Annotated in this window: 11 protein-coding genes; 5 read left to right on the top strand and 6 right to left on the bottom strand. The window is 64.3% G+C overall.

Translation table 11 applies throughout. The annotated features are described in order from the left end of the window. Window positions 1-157: 157 nt before the first annotated feature. The gene (locus tag CXQ81_RS14890; protein ID WP_007923862.1) at window positions 158-1021 is read left to right on the top strand and encodes a universal stress protein; all 864 of its coding nucleotides are present in this window, start codon (window positions 158-160) and stop codon (window positions 1019-1021) included. A 109-nt stretch (window positions 1022-1130) separates the two neighbouring features. On the opposite strand, the gene CXQ81_RS14885 is transcribed toward CXQ81_RS14890, so the two are convergent. Next, window positions 1131-1601 (bottom strand): DUF1289 domain-containing protein, encoded by a 471-nt coding sequence (locus CXQ81_RS14885; protein ID WP_009043436.1) that lies wholly within the window; start codon window positions 1599-1601, stop codon window positions 1131-1133. 510 nt (window positions 1602-2111) lie between these two features. Between CXQ81_RS14885 and acnB the strand changes: the two genes are divergently transcribed. From acnB to CXQ81_RS14865, 4 genes are all read left to right on the top strand, one after another. Beyond that, window positions 2112-4712 carry a bifunctional aconitate hydratase 2/2-methylisocitrate dehydratase gene (acnB, locus tag CXQ81_RS14880; RefSeq protein WP_007923866.1) on the top strand — a complete coding sequence of 867 codons (2601 nt, stop codon included), beginning with the start codon at window positions 2112-2114 and terminating at the stop codon, window positions 4710-4712. A gap of 358 nt (window positions 4713-5070) precedes the next feature. Next, window positions 5071-5340 (top strand): hypothetical protein, encoded by a 270-nt coding sequence (locus CXQ81_RS31625; protein ID WP_101337638.1) that lies wholly within the window; start codon window positions 5071-5073, stop codon window positions 5338-5340. 341 nt (window positions 5341-5681) lie between these two features. Continuing rightward, window positions 5682-6407, top strand: a complete 726-nt coding sequence (locus CXQ81_RS14870; protein ID WP_085531315.1) for an autoinducer binding domain-containing protein — start codon at window positions 5682-5684, stop codon at window positions 6405-6407. A gap of 30 nt (window positions 6408-6437) precedes the next feature. Beyond that, complete coding sequence (locus tag CXQ81_RS14865) at window positions 6438-7097, top strand: acyl-homoserine-lactone synthase (protein WP_007923871.1); 660 nt, start codon at window positions 6438-6440, stop codon at window positions 7095-7097. On the opposite strand, the gene CXQ81_RS14860 is transcribed toward CXQ81_RS14865, so the two are convergent. The 5 genes from CXQ81_RS14860 to CXQ81_RS14840 form a co-directional block, all read right to left on the bottom strand. Beyond that, window positions 7079-8359 (bottom strand): serine/threonine transporter, encoded by a 1281-nt coding sequence (locus tag CXQ81_RS14860; protein WP_007923872.1) that lies wholly within the window; start codon window positions 8357-8359, stop codon window positions 7079-7081. The two genes, CXQ81_RS14865 and CXQ81_RS14860, sit on opposite strands and share 19 nt — an antisense overlap. A gap of 386 nt (window positions 8360-8745) precedes the next feature. Continuing rightward, window positions 8746-8973 carry a formate dehydrogenase subunit delta gene (locus CXQ81_RS14855; RefSeq protein WP_101337637.1) on the bottom strand — a complete coding sequence of 76 codons (228 nt, stop codon included), beginning with the start codon at window positions 8971-8973 and terminating at the stop codon, window positions 8746-8748. Next, a complete protein-coding gene (gene fdhF, locus CXQ81_RS14850; RefSeq protein WP_101337636.1) occupies window positions 8970-11846 on the bottom strand; it encodes a formate dehydrogenase subunit alpha in 2877 nt (958 codons plus the stop codon). The genes CXQ81_RS14855 and fdhF overlap by 4 nt, the downstream gene beginning before the upstream one ends. After that, window positions 11843-13402, bottom strand: coding sequence for an NADH-quinone oxidoreductase subunit NuoF (locus CXQ81_RS14845; protein ID WP_101337635.1), 1560 nt, complete (start codon window positions 13400-13402; stop codon window positions 11843-11845). The genes fdhF and CXQ81_RS14845 overlap by 4 nt, the downstream gene beginning before the upstream one ends. Then, entirely contained in the window at window positions 13396-13878 is a 483-nt protein-coding gene (locus CXQ81_RS14840) for a formate dehydrogenase subunit gamma (protein WP_038579753.1), read from the bottom strand. The genes CXQ81_RS14845 and CXQ81_RS14840 overlap by 7 nt, the downstream gene beginning before the upstream one ends. Between the last annotated feature and the right edge of the window lie 461 nt (window positions 13879-14339).

Here is a 14339-nt window from a genome sequence, read left to right as displayed (position 1 = left end):
GGCTCACGGCATAAGGGTTCACGGCGAAGGGCGCCGATTATACCGGCCGCGCCACAGACCACCAGCCGCGGCGCTTGATGTGCGTCAACAGCCACGGCGACGCGCAGCAACTATAGTTGTGCAACATAGCCTTCATCCCTCTCTGGAGATCCCGACCATGCAAGCCATCCGCAGCATCCTGGTGGTCATCGAGCCCGAGCATTCCGAAAGCCTCGCGCTCAAGCGCGCCAAGCTGATCGCCGGGGTGACCCAGGCCCATCTGCACCTGCTGGTGTGCGACAAGAAGCACGAGCATTCGGCGCTGTTGAGCGTGCTCAAGAGCAGCCTGCTGAGCGAGGGCTACAGCGTGACCACCGAGCAGGCCTGGAACGACAGCCTGCACAGCACCATCATCGACGTGCAGCAGGCCGAAGGCTGTGGCCTGGTGATCAAGCAGCACTTTGCCGACAACCCGCTGAAAAAGGCCCTGCTCACCCCCGCCGACTGGAAACTGCTGCGCTATTGCCCAAGCCCGGTGCTGCTGGTGAAAACCGCCAAGCCCTGGACCGGCGGCGTGATCCTGGCGGCCATCGATGTCGGCAACACCGACGGCGAGCACCGTACCCTGCATGCCAGCATCATCGACCATGGTTTCGACATCGCCAGCCTGGCCAAGGCGCAGTTGCATGTGATCAGCGCCCATCCGTCGCCGATGCTGTCGGCGTCCGACCCGGTGTTCCAGCTCAAGGAAACCATCGAGGCGCGCTACCGCGAGCAGTGCAAAGCGTTCCAGGCCGAGTTCGACATCGACGATACCCACCTGCATATAGAGGAAGGCCCGGCGGACGTGCTGATCCCGCACACCGCCCATGAGCTGCAGGCGGCGCTGACCATCATCGGCACCGTGGCGCGCACCGGGATTTCCGGGGCGCTGATCGGCAATACCGCGGAAGTGGTGCTCGATGCCCTGGAAAGCGACGTGCTGGTGCTCAAGCCGGAGGACATCATGGACCACCTGGAAGAGGTGGCCGGCAAGCATTGAGGGATGGGTTGACTGATAGAACGCCATCGCGAGCAAGCTCGCTCCTACAGAAATCCACCTTTGTAGGAGCAGCCGGTCGACGCTCGATTGCCCGCGATGCTTTTAGCAGTCAGGCGCCAAAGGCGTCCTTGAGGAACCCCGGGGCGATATAACGCTGGTAGTGGGCTTCCGACAGGAGGAAAAACTCCCGATCGATGGCATCGCGCAATTCCGGCAGTTCCCAGTCGCGAAACTCCGGCAGCAACACCATTCCATAGGCTTCCAGCTGGTTGATCACCCGCGCCCCGCGGGCGATCAGCTGATAGGCCCAGCAATATTCCGACTGGTGCGGCACGAAGCGGATCTTGCGCTGCTCCAGTTGCTCGCGCAGCCGCTGGGGGTCGAAGACTTCCAGCTTGGCCGCCATCACCTGCACCAGCAATTGCTCGAGACGCAGCCACACCGCGTGCTTTTCTTCCTCGTTGTAGCCGTTCCAGTGGATCACTTCATGGTGGAAACGCTTGCAGCCACGGCACACCAGGTCACCGTAGACAGTGGAGCAGAGGCCGACGCAGGGGGTCTTGATGGTCTGATTGGGCATAAGTAGGCAATTGGCGGAAAAAAGCGAAACAGGCCCGCATGTTAGCCCTTTGTCTAACATTGATCACCCCTCAAACTTCGGGGCATCAGGGTCTATTGGACTTTGGTGGCGGCCGCGACGGATGCCCGCGCCTTGCCTCGCACACGTTGGCCCAGCAACGCGGCTCGCCACCAAAGTCCAATAGACCCTGCCTTACCTTAATTTTTTTTTTGCCGTAGAATCAGCCAGCCTTTTTAGGCGCCAATGTCCGTTAGAAGCTGTTTTCAAAGCGTCACGAGCACAGTCGTTCCTTCAGAGCGGTGTTGGCGATGGGTCTTTCCAGCGGGGAAAGCCCAGCGCCAACCCTCATCAGCTCCCGTTCTGCAGGCGTAAAACTTTGAAAGCAGCTTCTGTAAGGAATTGCCGGTAATTCTGGCTAAGCGACCCACAACGTCACGCAGCGCATGAGTACGGCAATTTCGGGATGAGCGTCCCGGACACCCATTTGGGACCACTGATGAGGGTAATACTGTGCTTGAAGCCTACCGCAAACATATCGAAGAGCGTGCAGCCCTGGGTATCGTTCCCCAGCCGCTAAACGCCGAACAAACTGCAGGCCTGGTCGAGCTGCTGAAGAATCCCCCCGCTGGCGAAGAAGCCTTCCTCGTTGACCTGATCACCAATCGCGTTCCGCCAGGAGTCGACGAAGCCGCCTATGTGAAGGCCGGTTTCCTCTCCGCGCTGGCCAAAGGCGAAGCCAAATCCCCTCTGCTGGACAAGAAGCGCGCCGTTGAACTGCTGGGCACCATGCAGGGCGGCTACAACATCGTGACCCTGGTCGAGCTGCTGGACGACGCCGAGCTGGCGCCGGTCGCGGCCGCACAGCTCAAGCACACCCTGCTGATGTTCGATGCCTTCCACGACGTCGCGGAAAAAGCCAAGAACGGCAACGTTCACGCCCAGGGCGTACTGCAATCCTGGGCCGACGGCGAGTGGTTCAAGAACCGCCCGGTACTGGCCGACAAGATCAGCCTGCGCGTGTTCAAGGTGACTGGCGAAACCAACACCGACGACCTGTCCCCTGCCCCGGATGCCTGGTCCCGTCCTGACATCCCGCTGCACGCCCTGGCCATGCTGAAAATGGCCCGTGACGGCATCGTTCCGGACGAGCAAGGCAAGACCGGCCCGATGAAGCAGATCGAGGAAATGCGCGGCCAGGGCTTCCCGATCGCCTACGTCGGCGACGTGGTCGGCACCGGTTCGTCCCGTAAATCGGCAACCAACTCCGTGCTGTGGTTCTTCGGCGACGACGTTCCTTACGTGCCGAACAAGCGCGCAGGCGGCTTCTGCTTCGGCAGCAAGATCGCACCGATCTTCTACAACACCATGGAAGACGCCGGCGCCCTGCCGATCGAATTCGACGTGTCGAAGATGAACATGGGCGACGTGATCGACCTGTACCCGCACGCCGGTAAAGTCACCAAGCACAACAGCGACGAAGTCCTGGCCACCTTCGAAATGAAGACCCCGGTCCTGCTCGACGAAGTCCGTGCCGGCGGCCGTATCCCGCTGATCATCGGCCGTGGCCTGACCGAGAAGGCCCGTACCGAACTGGGCCTGCCGCCTTCGGACCTGTTCAAGAAGCCGGAAGCGCCGGCCGAAAGCACCAAGGGCTTCACCCTGGCGCAGAAAATGGTCGGCAAGGCGTGCGGCGTGACTGGCGTGCGTCCAGGCACCTACTGCGAACCGAAGATGACCACCGTCGGCTCCCAGGACACCACTGGCCCGATGACCCGTGACGAACTGAAGGACCTGGCTTGCCTGGGCTTCTCCACCGATCTGGTGATGCAGTCGTTCTGCCACACCGCGGCCTATCCGAAGCCGATCGACGTCACCACCCACCACACCCTGCCTGACTTCATCATGACCCGTGGCGGCGTGTCCCTGCGTCCGGGCGACGGCATCATCCACAGCTGGCTGAACCGCATGCTGCTGCCGGACACCGTCGGCACCGGTGGCGACTCCCACACCCGTTTCCCGATCGGCATCTCGTTCCCGGCCGGTTCCGGCCTGGTGGCCTTCGCCGCCGCCACTGGCGTCATGCCGCTGGACATGCCGGAATCGATCCTGGTCCGCTTCAAGGGCAAGCTGCAGCCTGGCGTCACCCTGCGTGACCTGGTCCATGCCATCCCTTACTACGCGATCCAGAAAGGCCTGCTGACCGTCGAGAAGAAAGGCAAGAAGAACGCCTTCTCCGGCCGCATCCTGGAGATCGAAGGTCTGGAAACCCTGACCGTCGAGCAAGCCTTCGAACTGTCCGACGCCTCGGCCGAACGTTCGGCTGCCGGTTGCACCATCAAGCTGTCCAAAGAGTCGATCGCCGAATACCTGCAGTCGAACATCACCCTGCTGCGCTGGATGATCGGCGAAGGCTACGGCGATGCCCGTACCCTGGAGCGTCGCGCCCAAGCGATGGAAGCCTGGCTGGCCAACCCTGAGCTGCTGGAAGCCGACAAGGACGCCGAATACGCCGAAGTCATCGAGATCGACCTGGCCGACGTCAAGGAGCCTGTGCTCTGCGCGCCGAACGACCCGGACGACGCTCGCCTGCTCTCCAGCGTCGCTGGCGAGAAGATCGACGAAGTGTTCATCGGTTCCTGCATGACCAACATCGGTCACTTCCGCGCTGCCGGCAAGCTGCTGGATCAGGTCAAGGGCCAGCTGCCAACCCGTCTGTGGCTGTCGCCGCCGACCAAGATGGACGCTCACCAGCTGACCGAAGAAGGCTACTACGGCATCTACGGCAAGGCTGGCGCGCGCATGGAAATGCCGGGCTGCTCGCTGTGCATGGGTAACCAGGCCCGCGTCGAGCCGAACTCCACCGTGGTTTCGACTTCGACCCGTAACTTCCCGAACCGTCTGGGTGACGGCGCGAACGTCTACCTGGCTTCGGCCGAGCTGGCGTCCGTCGCGTCGATCCTGGGTCGCTTGCCGACCGTCGAGGAGTACATGGAATACGCCGGCAAGATCGACAGCATGGCAGCGGACGTGTACCGCTACCTGAGCTTCGACCAGATCGCCGAGTTCCGTGAGGCTGCCGCGAACGCCAAGATTCCGGTGGTTCAAGCCTAAGGCTGCAAGGCAATGAAGAACGCCGCGTATCCCACGACGATACGCGGCGTTTTTTTATCCCGGCGATCCGCTCGCTAGTCGCTCTGGCGGCAGAACGCCAGGCGTCTTTACCTACCAGATCTGGTAGTTGTTAGCCCTCCCCCGCCCTTGCTAAAAATCACGCCACTGCCAACGGCGCCCGACGCTCGCCCGAATGTCGAACGCTGCCTGCTTGCCACGGCCTTGGGATGACAGCTGTCAACCCGCGCCGATCGTTCGAAGCGCTCACACGACTATAAAAACATTCCGCGCACGACAGCTGGATCTCAGTTGCCGCGGATTCTTTCGCCCCGTCAAAAGCAACAAATGGAGGTGTGCTATGTGGCGTAACCATTGTGTGATCGAGAACGCGCTCAACGACTACCCCGGGCACGTCGAACAACCGGGCAACGACCCGCAGCGCAAGACTCATGTGCGCGATCGCAGCTTCGCGGTGATCGAGGGCAGCGGGCATTTTCTCGACCTGGAATCGAGAACCGCCGCCGACAGCGCGCATCGCGCCCTGCTCGCCCAGTTGCTGCCGAGCGCCCGCGCAGCCCGCAAGCCAGCCACCGCTGTGGAACCCATCACCCGCCTGCGCTTTGCCTGAAGCTGTCCCCTGCCCCTTGGCCAGAGACGGCCAGAACACTCAAGGAAAAGAGTTATGCGCATGCTCGCCAGCGGTTTTGCCGGGGACGTCTTTTGCCCTTATCGGCCTGGCCAGTGCCTTTGCGGCACCCCGCCACACAGTGACATAGCACCGCAAGCCAGCCTTGGCCATGAGCCCCCTCCACGCCTACCACCGCCCCAATTGCCGGCCCCGCACCCGGGTGCCCTGGTGCAAAGCGCCGGATCAGGGCAACTGCGGGGTTTTCTATGAATTTCATGAATGTTGACAGCGTATTGCCCTGGACTAGATTCCCTGACGTGCAAGGAATCAAGGCGAACGCCATGGAGAAACGACAGGATTTCATGCACTGGTGGAACGACCTGCGCATGGAGATGCTCAAGCAACAGGAGAGCGCACAGGTCTTTGCGCTGCTGGAACGGGAGGTCCGGTCCCTGGGGTTTGATTTTTACGCTTACGGAGTCAGGCATTCGATCCCCTTCACCCGCCCGAAAATCGACATCTATGGCTCTTATCCGCAAGCCTGGGTGGAGCGTTACCAGCAACAGAACTACGCCGCGATCGACCCGACGATCCTCAACGGCCTGCGCTCCACGGAAATGGTGGTCTGGAGCGACGCCTTGTTCGGCAAAGGCTCGGTGTTGTGGGGCGAGGCCCGGGAATGGGGCTTGCGGGTGGGCGCCACCTTGCCCATCCACACGCCCGACAGCGCCCTGAGCGTGTTGTCGGTGGCCCGTGAATGCACGGCGATCAGCGCCGTGGAACTGGAAGAAATCCGCCTGCGCCTGCGCTGCATCATCGAACTGGCGACCATGCGCCTCGGCGAACTCGGGCACCCCAGCAGCCAGGCCGAACAGCTGGAGCTGAGCGCGCGCGAGCGGGAAATCCTGCAATGGACGGCCGACGGCAAGAGTTCCGGGGAGATCGCCCTGATCCTGGGCATCTCGGTGAATACCGTGAATTTCCACCTCAAGGTCATCCAGAAGAAGTTCGGCGCGGCCAACAAGACCCTGGCCGCCGCCTACGCCGCCGTCCTGGGGCTGATCTGACGCTTCACCCGACGATAAGGATATCGCCCCATGATCACTGTGATTTCACGGCATGAAAGCCAGCTTTCGCCGGCCCTGCGCGACGACCTGGGCCGCTATCGCCATGCGGTCTTCATCAAGCAATTGGGTTGGCGACTGCCCTCCAGCGCCAGCCAGTGCGGGCAGGAGCTCGATCAGTTCGACCACGCCGACACCCGCTACACCCTGGCGCTGGACAGCGAGGAAAAGATCCACGGCTGCGCCCGGCTGCTGCCGACCACCCAGCCCTATCTGCTGGCGGACGTGTTCGGTTTTCTCTGCGACCGGCCCTTGCCGCGCCAGCACGACACCTGGGAAATCTCGCGTTTCGCCGCCTCGGCGCTGGAAGGCGGCAAGCTGCCGATGCGGGTGTTCTGGCACACCCTGCACACCGCCTGGACCCTGGGGGCGAACTCGGTGGTGGCGGTGACCACGCCGGCGCTGGAGCGTTATTTCCTGCGCCATGGCGTGGCGCTGACCCGGCTCGGCCAACCACAACGGGTCAACCGCGACCACTTGCTGGCCCTGGACTTTGCGGCCTACCAGAAAAACGGCCGCGCCGCGCTTTATACGCAGTCAGCGGCCGTGGCTTCGCTGAATCAGGCATTTCTGCGCGGCAACCCACCGCCAACGCGCGGTGGGCCGCCGGCGGGTCAGGCGCTCAGGGAGTAGACCAGCGCGGTGATGGCCACCAGGCCGACCAGGGTGACGAACACGTTGGAGGCCTGGCCGCGGTAGCGGGCCATGGCCGGCACCTTGCGGATGGCGTACATCGGCATCAGGAACAGGATGGCCGCGATGATCGGGCCGCCCAGGGTTTCGATCATCCCGAGGATGCTCGGGTTGAGCGTGGCGACTATCCAGCACACCACCAGCATGAAGGCCGCGGTCATGCGGTCCAGGGCCTTGGCGCCCGGGCGACGGCCGCTTTTCACGATCAGCCCCTTGAGGCCTTCGCTGGCGCCGATGTAGTGGCCCAGGAACGACTTGGCAATGGCCACGAACGCGATCAACGGCGCGGCGAAGGCGATGGTCGGGTTGCTGAAGTGGTTGGCCAGGTACGACAGGATCGACAGGTTCTGCGCCTTGGCTTCGGCCAGTTGGGCCGGCGACAGGGTCAGCACGCAGCTGAAGACGAAGAACAGCACCATCGCCACCATCAGCAGGTGGGCGCGGGACAGGATCTGCGAGCTGCGCTCTTCGGCGTGGGCGCCATACCGGCGCTTCTGGTCCACGGCGAAGGCCGAGATGATCGGCGAGTGGTTGAACGAGAACACCATGACCGGGATCGCCAGCCACAAGGTGTGCAGGAACGCCGAAGGTTCAGGCAGGGTACTGGCGGTGCTGAGGATGCCGCCGTTCCAGTGCGGAATCAGGAACACCGCGAGGAACAGCAAGGCGACGATGAACGGGTAGACCATCAGGCTCATGGCCTTGACGATCACCTGCTCGCCGCAGCGCACCACGGCCAGCAGGCCGAGGATCAGCACCAGCGACAGCACGGCGCGCGGCGGCGGCATGATGTGCAGCTGGTGCTCCATGAAGCTGCCCACGGTGTTGGTCAGGGCCACGCTGTAGATCAGCAGGATCGGGAAGATGGCGAAGAAGTACAGCAAGGTGATCAGGGCGCCGGCCTTGATCCCGAAATGCTCTTCCACTACTTCCGTGATGTCCGCGCCGTCACGCCCGGAAAGCACGAAGCGGGTCAGGCCACGGTGGGCGAAGAAGGTCATCGGAAAGGCCAGCAGCGCCAGGACCAGCAGCGGCCAGAAGCCGCCCAGGCCGGCGTTGATCGGTAAAAACAGGGTGCCCGCGCCGATGGCGGTGCCGAACAGGCCCAGCATCCAGGTAGTGTCTTGGCGATTCCAGCTAGCTAGGGTCGCTGGGGCTGCCGCTTCAAAGCGTTGATCAACGCTGTTGGCCTGATCATTCATCCGGTGGGATCTCCACATTCCGGTCATTTGCCACTCGGCCAGGGCGCGTCGGAGTACCCGACAGACAGAGCCCTCGCCGAAACAGGGGCGCGATTGTCCGGGATTACTCACCAGAAGCAAAGACTTAGCTGAGGAACGGTTTGCCAGTACAGATGTCTGGAGCGCGGTTTTGCGGGGTCGGGCACAAGGTTTCATTGATCTGTGGCAAGCGCTGGCCCCGGGTTTCGGCCGGCCTGCGTGCCGGGCGCGCGGATCATCATCCCCATCGGCATGCCCCTGAAGACAGCAGGTGTGCCCATCAAACGCAGAAGCCAGGGCAAGGCCCTGGCTTCTGGTTGGTTGCAACGAGGCGGTCCGGTTCAAGGTGTGCCCGCCATCGGCAAACGCTAGGTCTGCCCTTGCGCTTCCTCTTCCTTCAACGCCGCCTGCACCAGGGGGTGCAGCGCCGCGCCGGGGTGTGTCACCTCCCAGGCGGTCAACTCTCTGCGCATGGCCGGCGTCCAGAAGCTTTTCAGGTGCTGACGCACGCTACGCACTGCCTGGGCCTTGTCCGGTTCGCTGGCGAAGAACTGGGCAATCTGGTTGGCCATCTTGATCAGGCTTTCGCTGCTCATCGGCGCACCTCGGCTTTCTCGGCATGACGACGCTCCCGCAGCAGGCGCCCCTGTTCATCACTGAACGCCTGATAACGCTTCTGCCATTCGGAAGGCTGGTTGACCCGCACCACCTCTACCGCCGTCACCTTGTATTCCGGGCAGTTGGTGGCCCAGTCGGAGTTGTCGGTGGTGATCACGTTGGCGCCCGATTCCGGGAAGTGGAAGGTGGTGTAGACCACCCCCGGTGCCACCCGCTCGCTGACCCTGGCCCGCAGCACTGTCTGCCCGGCGCGACTGCCGATGCCGACCCAGTCGCCATCGACGATGCCGCGGTTCTCGGCGTCGGTCGGGTGGATTTCCAGGCGGTCCTCCTCGTGCCAGGCCACGTTGTCGGTGCGCCGGGTCTGGGCGCCGACGTTGTACTGGCTGAGGATGCGCCCGGTGGTCAGCAGCAACGGGTAGCGGCTGTTGACCTTCTCCTCGGTGGGCACGTAGCCGGTGAGCATGAAGCGGCCCTTGCCGCGCACGAATTCATCGATGTGCATGGTCGGCGTGCCGTCCGGCGCGGCATCGTTGCACGGCCATTGCAGGCTGCCGTGCCGATCCAGCTCGGTGTAACTGACGCGGTGGAAGGTCGGCGTCAGGCGCGCGATCTCATCCATGATCTCTGATGGGTGGTTGTACTGCATTTTGTAGCCCAGGGCCTCGGCCAGGGCGATGGTGGCCTCCCAGTCGGCCTTGCCGGCCAGGGGCTCCATCACCTTGCGCACCCGGGAAATGCGGCGCTCGGCGTTGGTGAAGGTGCCGTCCTTCTCGAGGAAGGAGCTGCCCGGCAGGAACACATGGGCGAACTTGGCCGTCTCGTTGAGGAAGATGTCCTGCACCACCACGCACTCCATGGCCGTCAGGGCCGCGGTCACGTGCTGGGTGTTGGGGTCGCTCTGGGCAATGTCCTCACCCTGGCAGTAGAGCGCCTTGAAGGTGCCGTCCAGGGCCGCCTCGAACATATTGGGGATGCGCAGGCCCGGGTCGGGTTGCAGGGTCACGTTCCAGGCCCGTTCGAACTCGGCGCGCACCGCCTCGTTGGAAATATGCCGATAGCCAGGCAGCTCGTGGGGGAAGGACCCCATGTCGCAGGAGCCCTGGACGTTGTTCTGCCCGCGCAGCGGGTTGACCCCGACACCCTCGCGGCCGATGTTGCCGGTGACCATCGCCAGGTTGGCGATGCCCATCACCGAGGTGCTGCCCTGGCTGTGCTCGGTGACGCCCAGGCCGTAGTAGATAGCCGCGTTGCCACCGGTGGCGTAAAGCCGCGCGGCCTCGCGGATCTGCCTGGCGGGCACCCCGCAGATCGGCCCCAGGACCTCGGGGGAGTTTTCCGCCAGGCTGACGAAATCGCGCCAGCGGGCGAAGTCCGCCGCTTCGCAGCGCTGATCGACGAAAGGCTGGTTGACCAGGCCCTCGGTGACGATCACATGGGCCAATGCGTTGAGCATCGCCACGTTGGTGCCCGGACGCAGCTGCAAATGCAGGTCGGCACGGGCATGGGGCGAATCCACCAGGTCGATGCGCCGCGGGTCGATGACGATCAGCCGCGCGCCCTGGCGCAGGCGGCGCTTGAGCTGGGAACCGAATACCGGGTGCGCGTCGGTGGGGTTGGCGCCCATCACCAGGATGACGTCGGCCTGCATCACCGAGTCGAAACTCTGGGTGCCGGCGGATTCGCCCAGCGTCTGCTTGAGGCCGTAGCCGGTGGGCGAATGGCAGACCCGGGCGCAGGTGTCGACGTTGTTGTTGCCAAAGGCGGTGCGCACCAGCTTCTGCACCAGGTAGGTCTCTTCGTTGGTGCAACGGCTGGAGGTGATGCCGCCGATGGAGTCGCGCCCATATTTCAGCTGGATGCGGCGCAACTCGCTGGCCGCGTAGGTGACCGCCTCTTCCCAGCTGACTTCCTGCCACGGATCGCTGATGTGCTTGCGGATCATCGGCTTGGTGATGCGGTCCGGGTGGGTGGCGTAGCCCCAGGCGAAGCGGCCCTTGACGCAGGAATGGCCGTGGTTGGCCTGGCCGTTCTTGTCCGGGACCATGCGTACCAGTTGCTCGCCTTTCATTTCCGCGCGGAAAGAGCAGCCCACGCCGCAGTAGGCGCAGGTGGTGATGACACTGCGCTCGGGCTGGCCGATTTCCACCACGCTCTTTTCCATCAGGGTGGCGGTCGGGCAGGCCTGCACGCAGGCGCCGCAGGACACGCACTCGGAGTCGAGGAAATTGTCGCCGCCGGCCGCCGCCACCCGGGAATCGAAGCCGCGCCCGCTGATGGTCAGGGCGAAGGTGCCCTGGGTTTCCTCACAGGCGCGCACGCAGCGGTTGCAGACGATGCACTTGCTCGGGTCGTAGTCGAAATAGGGGTTGGAGACGTCCTTCTGTTCGTCCAGGTGGTTGGCGCCCTCGTAGCCGTAGCGCACTTCCCGCAGGCCCACCTGCCCCGCCACCGTCTGCAACTCGCAGTTGCCGTTGGCCGAGCAGGTCAGGCAGTCCAGCGGGTGGTCGGAGATGTACAGCTCCATCACGTTGCGCCGCAGGCTGGCGAGCTTGGAAGTCTGGGTGTGGACGACCATGCCCTCGGTCACAGGCGTGGTGCAGGAGGCCGGATAGCCGCGCATGCCCTCGATCTCCACCAGGCACATGCGGCAGGAGCCGAAGGCTTCCAGGCTGTCGGTGGCGCAGAGTTTGGGGATGGTGGTGCCGAGCAACGCCGCGGCGCGCATCACCGAGGTGCCGGAGGCAACACTGATTTCCCGGCCGTCGATGGTCAGGCTGACCTGTACCGCGCTTTCGCGGGCCGGGGTGCCGAGGTCGATATCACTGGTAGGGTCGAAGATATTGATCATTGGTCGGCCTCCGTGGTCGCCAGACCGAAGTCGGCGGGAAAGTGCTTGAGGGCGCTGGCGACGGGGTAGGAAGTCATCCCGCCCAGGGCACAGAGCGAGCCGTATTGCAGGGTGTCGCAGAGGTCTTGCAGCAGCAGCGCCTGTTCCTCACGGGCCGCGGCGTCGGTGCTGGCGATCAAGCGGTCCACCACCTCCACTCCACGGGTCGAGCCGATCCGGCACGGCGTGCACTTGCCGCAGGACTCCTCGGCGCAGAACTGCAAGGCGAAACGGGCCATGTGGGCCATATCCAGGCTGTCGTCGGCGACCACCACGCCACCGTGGCCGAGCATCGCGCCCATGGCGGCGAACGCCTCGTAGTCCAGCGGCGTATCGAACTGCGCGGGGGGCACCCAGGCCCCCAGCGGCCCACCCACTTGCACCGCCTTCAGTGGCCGGCCGCTGGCGGTACCGCCGCCATAACCTTCCACCAGCTCGCGCAGGCTCAGGCCGAAGGCGCGTTCCACCAGGCCCGCCTGGCGGACGTTGCCGGCCAGCTGGAACGGCATGGTGCCCAGGGAACGCCCCATGCCGAAGTCGCGATAGAACGACGCGCCCTTCTCCAGGATGATCGGCACCGAGGCCAGGGTCAGCACGTTGTGCACCAGCGTTGGCAAGCCGAACAGGCCCTGCAGGGCCGGCAGCGGCGGCTTGGCGCGAACCGTGCCGCGCTTGCCTTCGAGGGACTCCAGCAGCGCCGTTTCCTCACCGCAGATGTAGGCCCCGGCCCCCACCCGCACGTCCAGGTCGAAGGGGCGGCCGCTACCGCCCACGTTCGCCCCCAGGTAACCGGCCTCGCGGGCGATGCGCAGGGCCTCGTTCAGGGTGCCGATGGCGTCCGGGTATTCCGAGCGCACGTAGATATAGCCCTTGCTGGCCCCCACCGCGATACCGGCGATGATCATGCCTTCGATCAGCAGGAAGGGGTCGCCTTCCATCAGCATGCGGTCGGCGAAGGTGCCGGAGTCGCCTTCATCGGCGTTACAGACCACGTATTTCTGGGCACCCGCGGCTTCGCGCACGGTGCGCCACTTGATCCCCGCCGGAAAGGCCGCGCCCCCCCGGCCGCGCAGGCCGGAGTCGAGCACGCTGGCGACCACCTGCGCGCCCTCCATCTGGATGGCCCGGGCCAGGCCCTGGAAACCGCCCTGGGCGCGGTAGTCGTCCAGGGACAGCGGTTGAGTGATACCGGCCCGAGCGAACAGCAGGCGCTGCTGGCTCTGCAGATAAGGGATCTGCTCCACCGGCCCCAGGGCCAACGGATGGCTGCCGGGGTCGCCCGTCAGGGCGTCGAGCAGGCTCGGCACGTCCTCCGGAGTGAGGGGGCCGAAACCCAGGCGGCCGTCGGCGCTGTCCACTTCAAGCAGCGGCTCCAGCCAATAAAGGCCACGGGAACTGGTGCGGCACAGCTCCAACGGCAATTGTCGACGCTCGGCCTCACGCACCAGCGCAACGGCCACCTTGTCCGCGCCCACGGCACGGGCCACCGAATCGCGGGGGATATAGAGCTTCAGCATGCGCCATCCTCCAGGCAGCCACTCACCAGCTGGCGCAGGCGCTCGGGGGTGATCCGGGCGTGCAGTTCGCCGTCCAGTTCCAGGGCCGGCGAACAGGCGCAGGCCCCCAGGCAATAGACCGGTCGCAGGTTGATACTGCCGTCGGCCGTGGTGCCATGGTCGTCCAGCAACAGTTGTTCGCGCAGTTGCGCAGCCAGGCCTTCGGCGCCCCGGCTCTGGCAGGACTCGGCCCGGCACAGGCGCAGGGTATGGCGTGCGGGCGGCGTGGTACGGAAATCGTGGTAGAAGCTGATCACGCCGTGCACTTCAGCCAGGCTGAGGTTGAGGGCATGGGCGATCTCGGGGATGGCGGTGTCGGGAATGTACCCGCAACCGTCCTGAATGGCGTGGAGAATGGGCAACAAGGCACCGGGAGTGTCCTTTTCGCGCTCCAACACGCTGTGAATCAGAGGCAGGTGAAGCGTGTCATCAGACATAAACGTACCTCGGCATCTCGAACGACATCGCTACATAGCGGTAGCAGTCCGGAGTCTTCGGCTGCAGCGCCCGGCCACGTCACGGAGGCGTGGATCCTCGGTCGCCATTCTTGCTCTCCGGCCAAGTGTCTTGGCGCACCGGGTCCGGGGCATCCTGGAAGCTTGCCCATCGCCATGGTCCGGCGATTGCACCCAGGCGACCCATCGTGTCCTGAAAGCGACCTGCTGGTCGGGAGCGCTGACCCGCACCCGCTCAAGACACTCAAGCAAGCTCAGCGTAGTCCACAGGCCCCATCGATTACCCGCCCGGCTCGCTGATGCAGCGCTGCAAAACGCGGCACCAGGCCTTCAGCGCCCTCGCCCGACGGCTGAAAACCGCCAATGCCCGGACACTCAAACCAGCATCCTTCTCGGATTGACAGTGCGCGAACCCCGGCCCCATGATCGGCGCCATGAATCCT

The sequence above is a fragment of the Pseudomonas sp. 09C 129 genome, from assembly GCF_002843625.1.
GTDB classification, from domain to species: Bacteria; Pseudomonadota; Gammaproteobacteria; order Pseudomonadales; family Pseudomonadaceae; genus Aquipseudomonas; species Aquipseudomonas chlororaphis.
The sequence above is the reverse complement of the archived record's forward strand: the minus strand, read 5'-3'. Positions and strand labels throughout refer to the sequence as shown.

Coding starts and splice junctions, on each gene's coding strand:
- CXQ81_RS14855 (WP_101337637.1), bottom strand. CDS start 8,973: ATGAGCAGCGAAAGCCTGATCAAGATGGCCAACCAGATTGCCCAGTTC.
- CXQ81_RS14860 (WP_007923872.1), bottom strand. CDS start 8,359: ATGAATGATCAGGCCAACAGCGTTGATCAACGCTTTGAAGCGGCAGCC.
- CXQ81_RS14870 (WP_085531315.1), top strand. CDS start 5,682: ATGGAGAAACGACAGGATTTCATGCACTGGTGGAACGACCTGCGCATG.
- CXQ81_RS14845 (WP_101337635.1), bottom strand. CDS start 13,402: ATGCTGAAGCTCTATATCCCCCGCGATTCGGTGGCCCGTGCCGTGGGC.
- CXQ81_RS14890 (WP_007923862.1), top strand. CDS start 158: ATGCAAGCCATCCGCAGCATCCTGGTGGTCATCGAGCCCGAGCATTCC.
- fdhF (WP_101337636.1), bottom strand. CDS start 11,846: ATGATCAATATCTTCGACCCTACCAGTGATATCGACCTCGGCACCCCG.
- CXQ81_RS31625 (WP_101337638.1), top strand. CDS start 5,071: ATGTGGCGTAACCATTGTGTGATCGAGAACGCGCTCAACGACTACCCC.
- CXQ81_RS14865 (WP_007923871.1), top strand. CDS start 6,438: ATGATCACTGTGATTTCACGGCATGAAAGCCAGCTTTCGCCGGCCCTG.
- CXQ81_RS14885 (WP_009043436.1), bottom strand. CDS start 1,601: ATGCCCAATCAGACCATCAAGACCCCCTGCGTCGGCCTCTGCTCCACT.
- CXQ81_RS14840 (WP_038579753.1), bottom strand. CDS start 13,878: ATGTCTGATGACACGCTTCACCTGCCTCTGATTCACAGCGTGTTGGAG.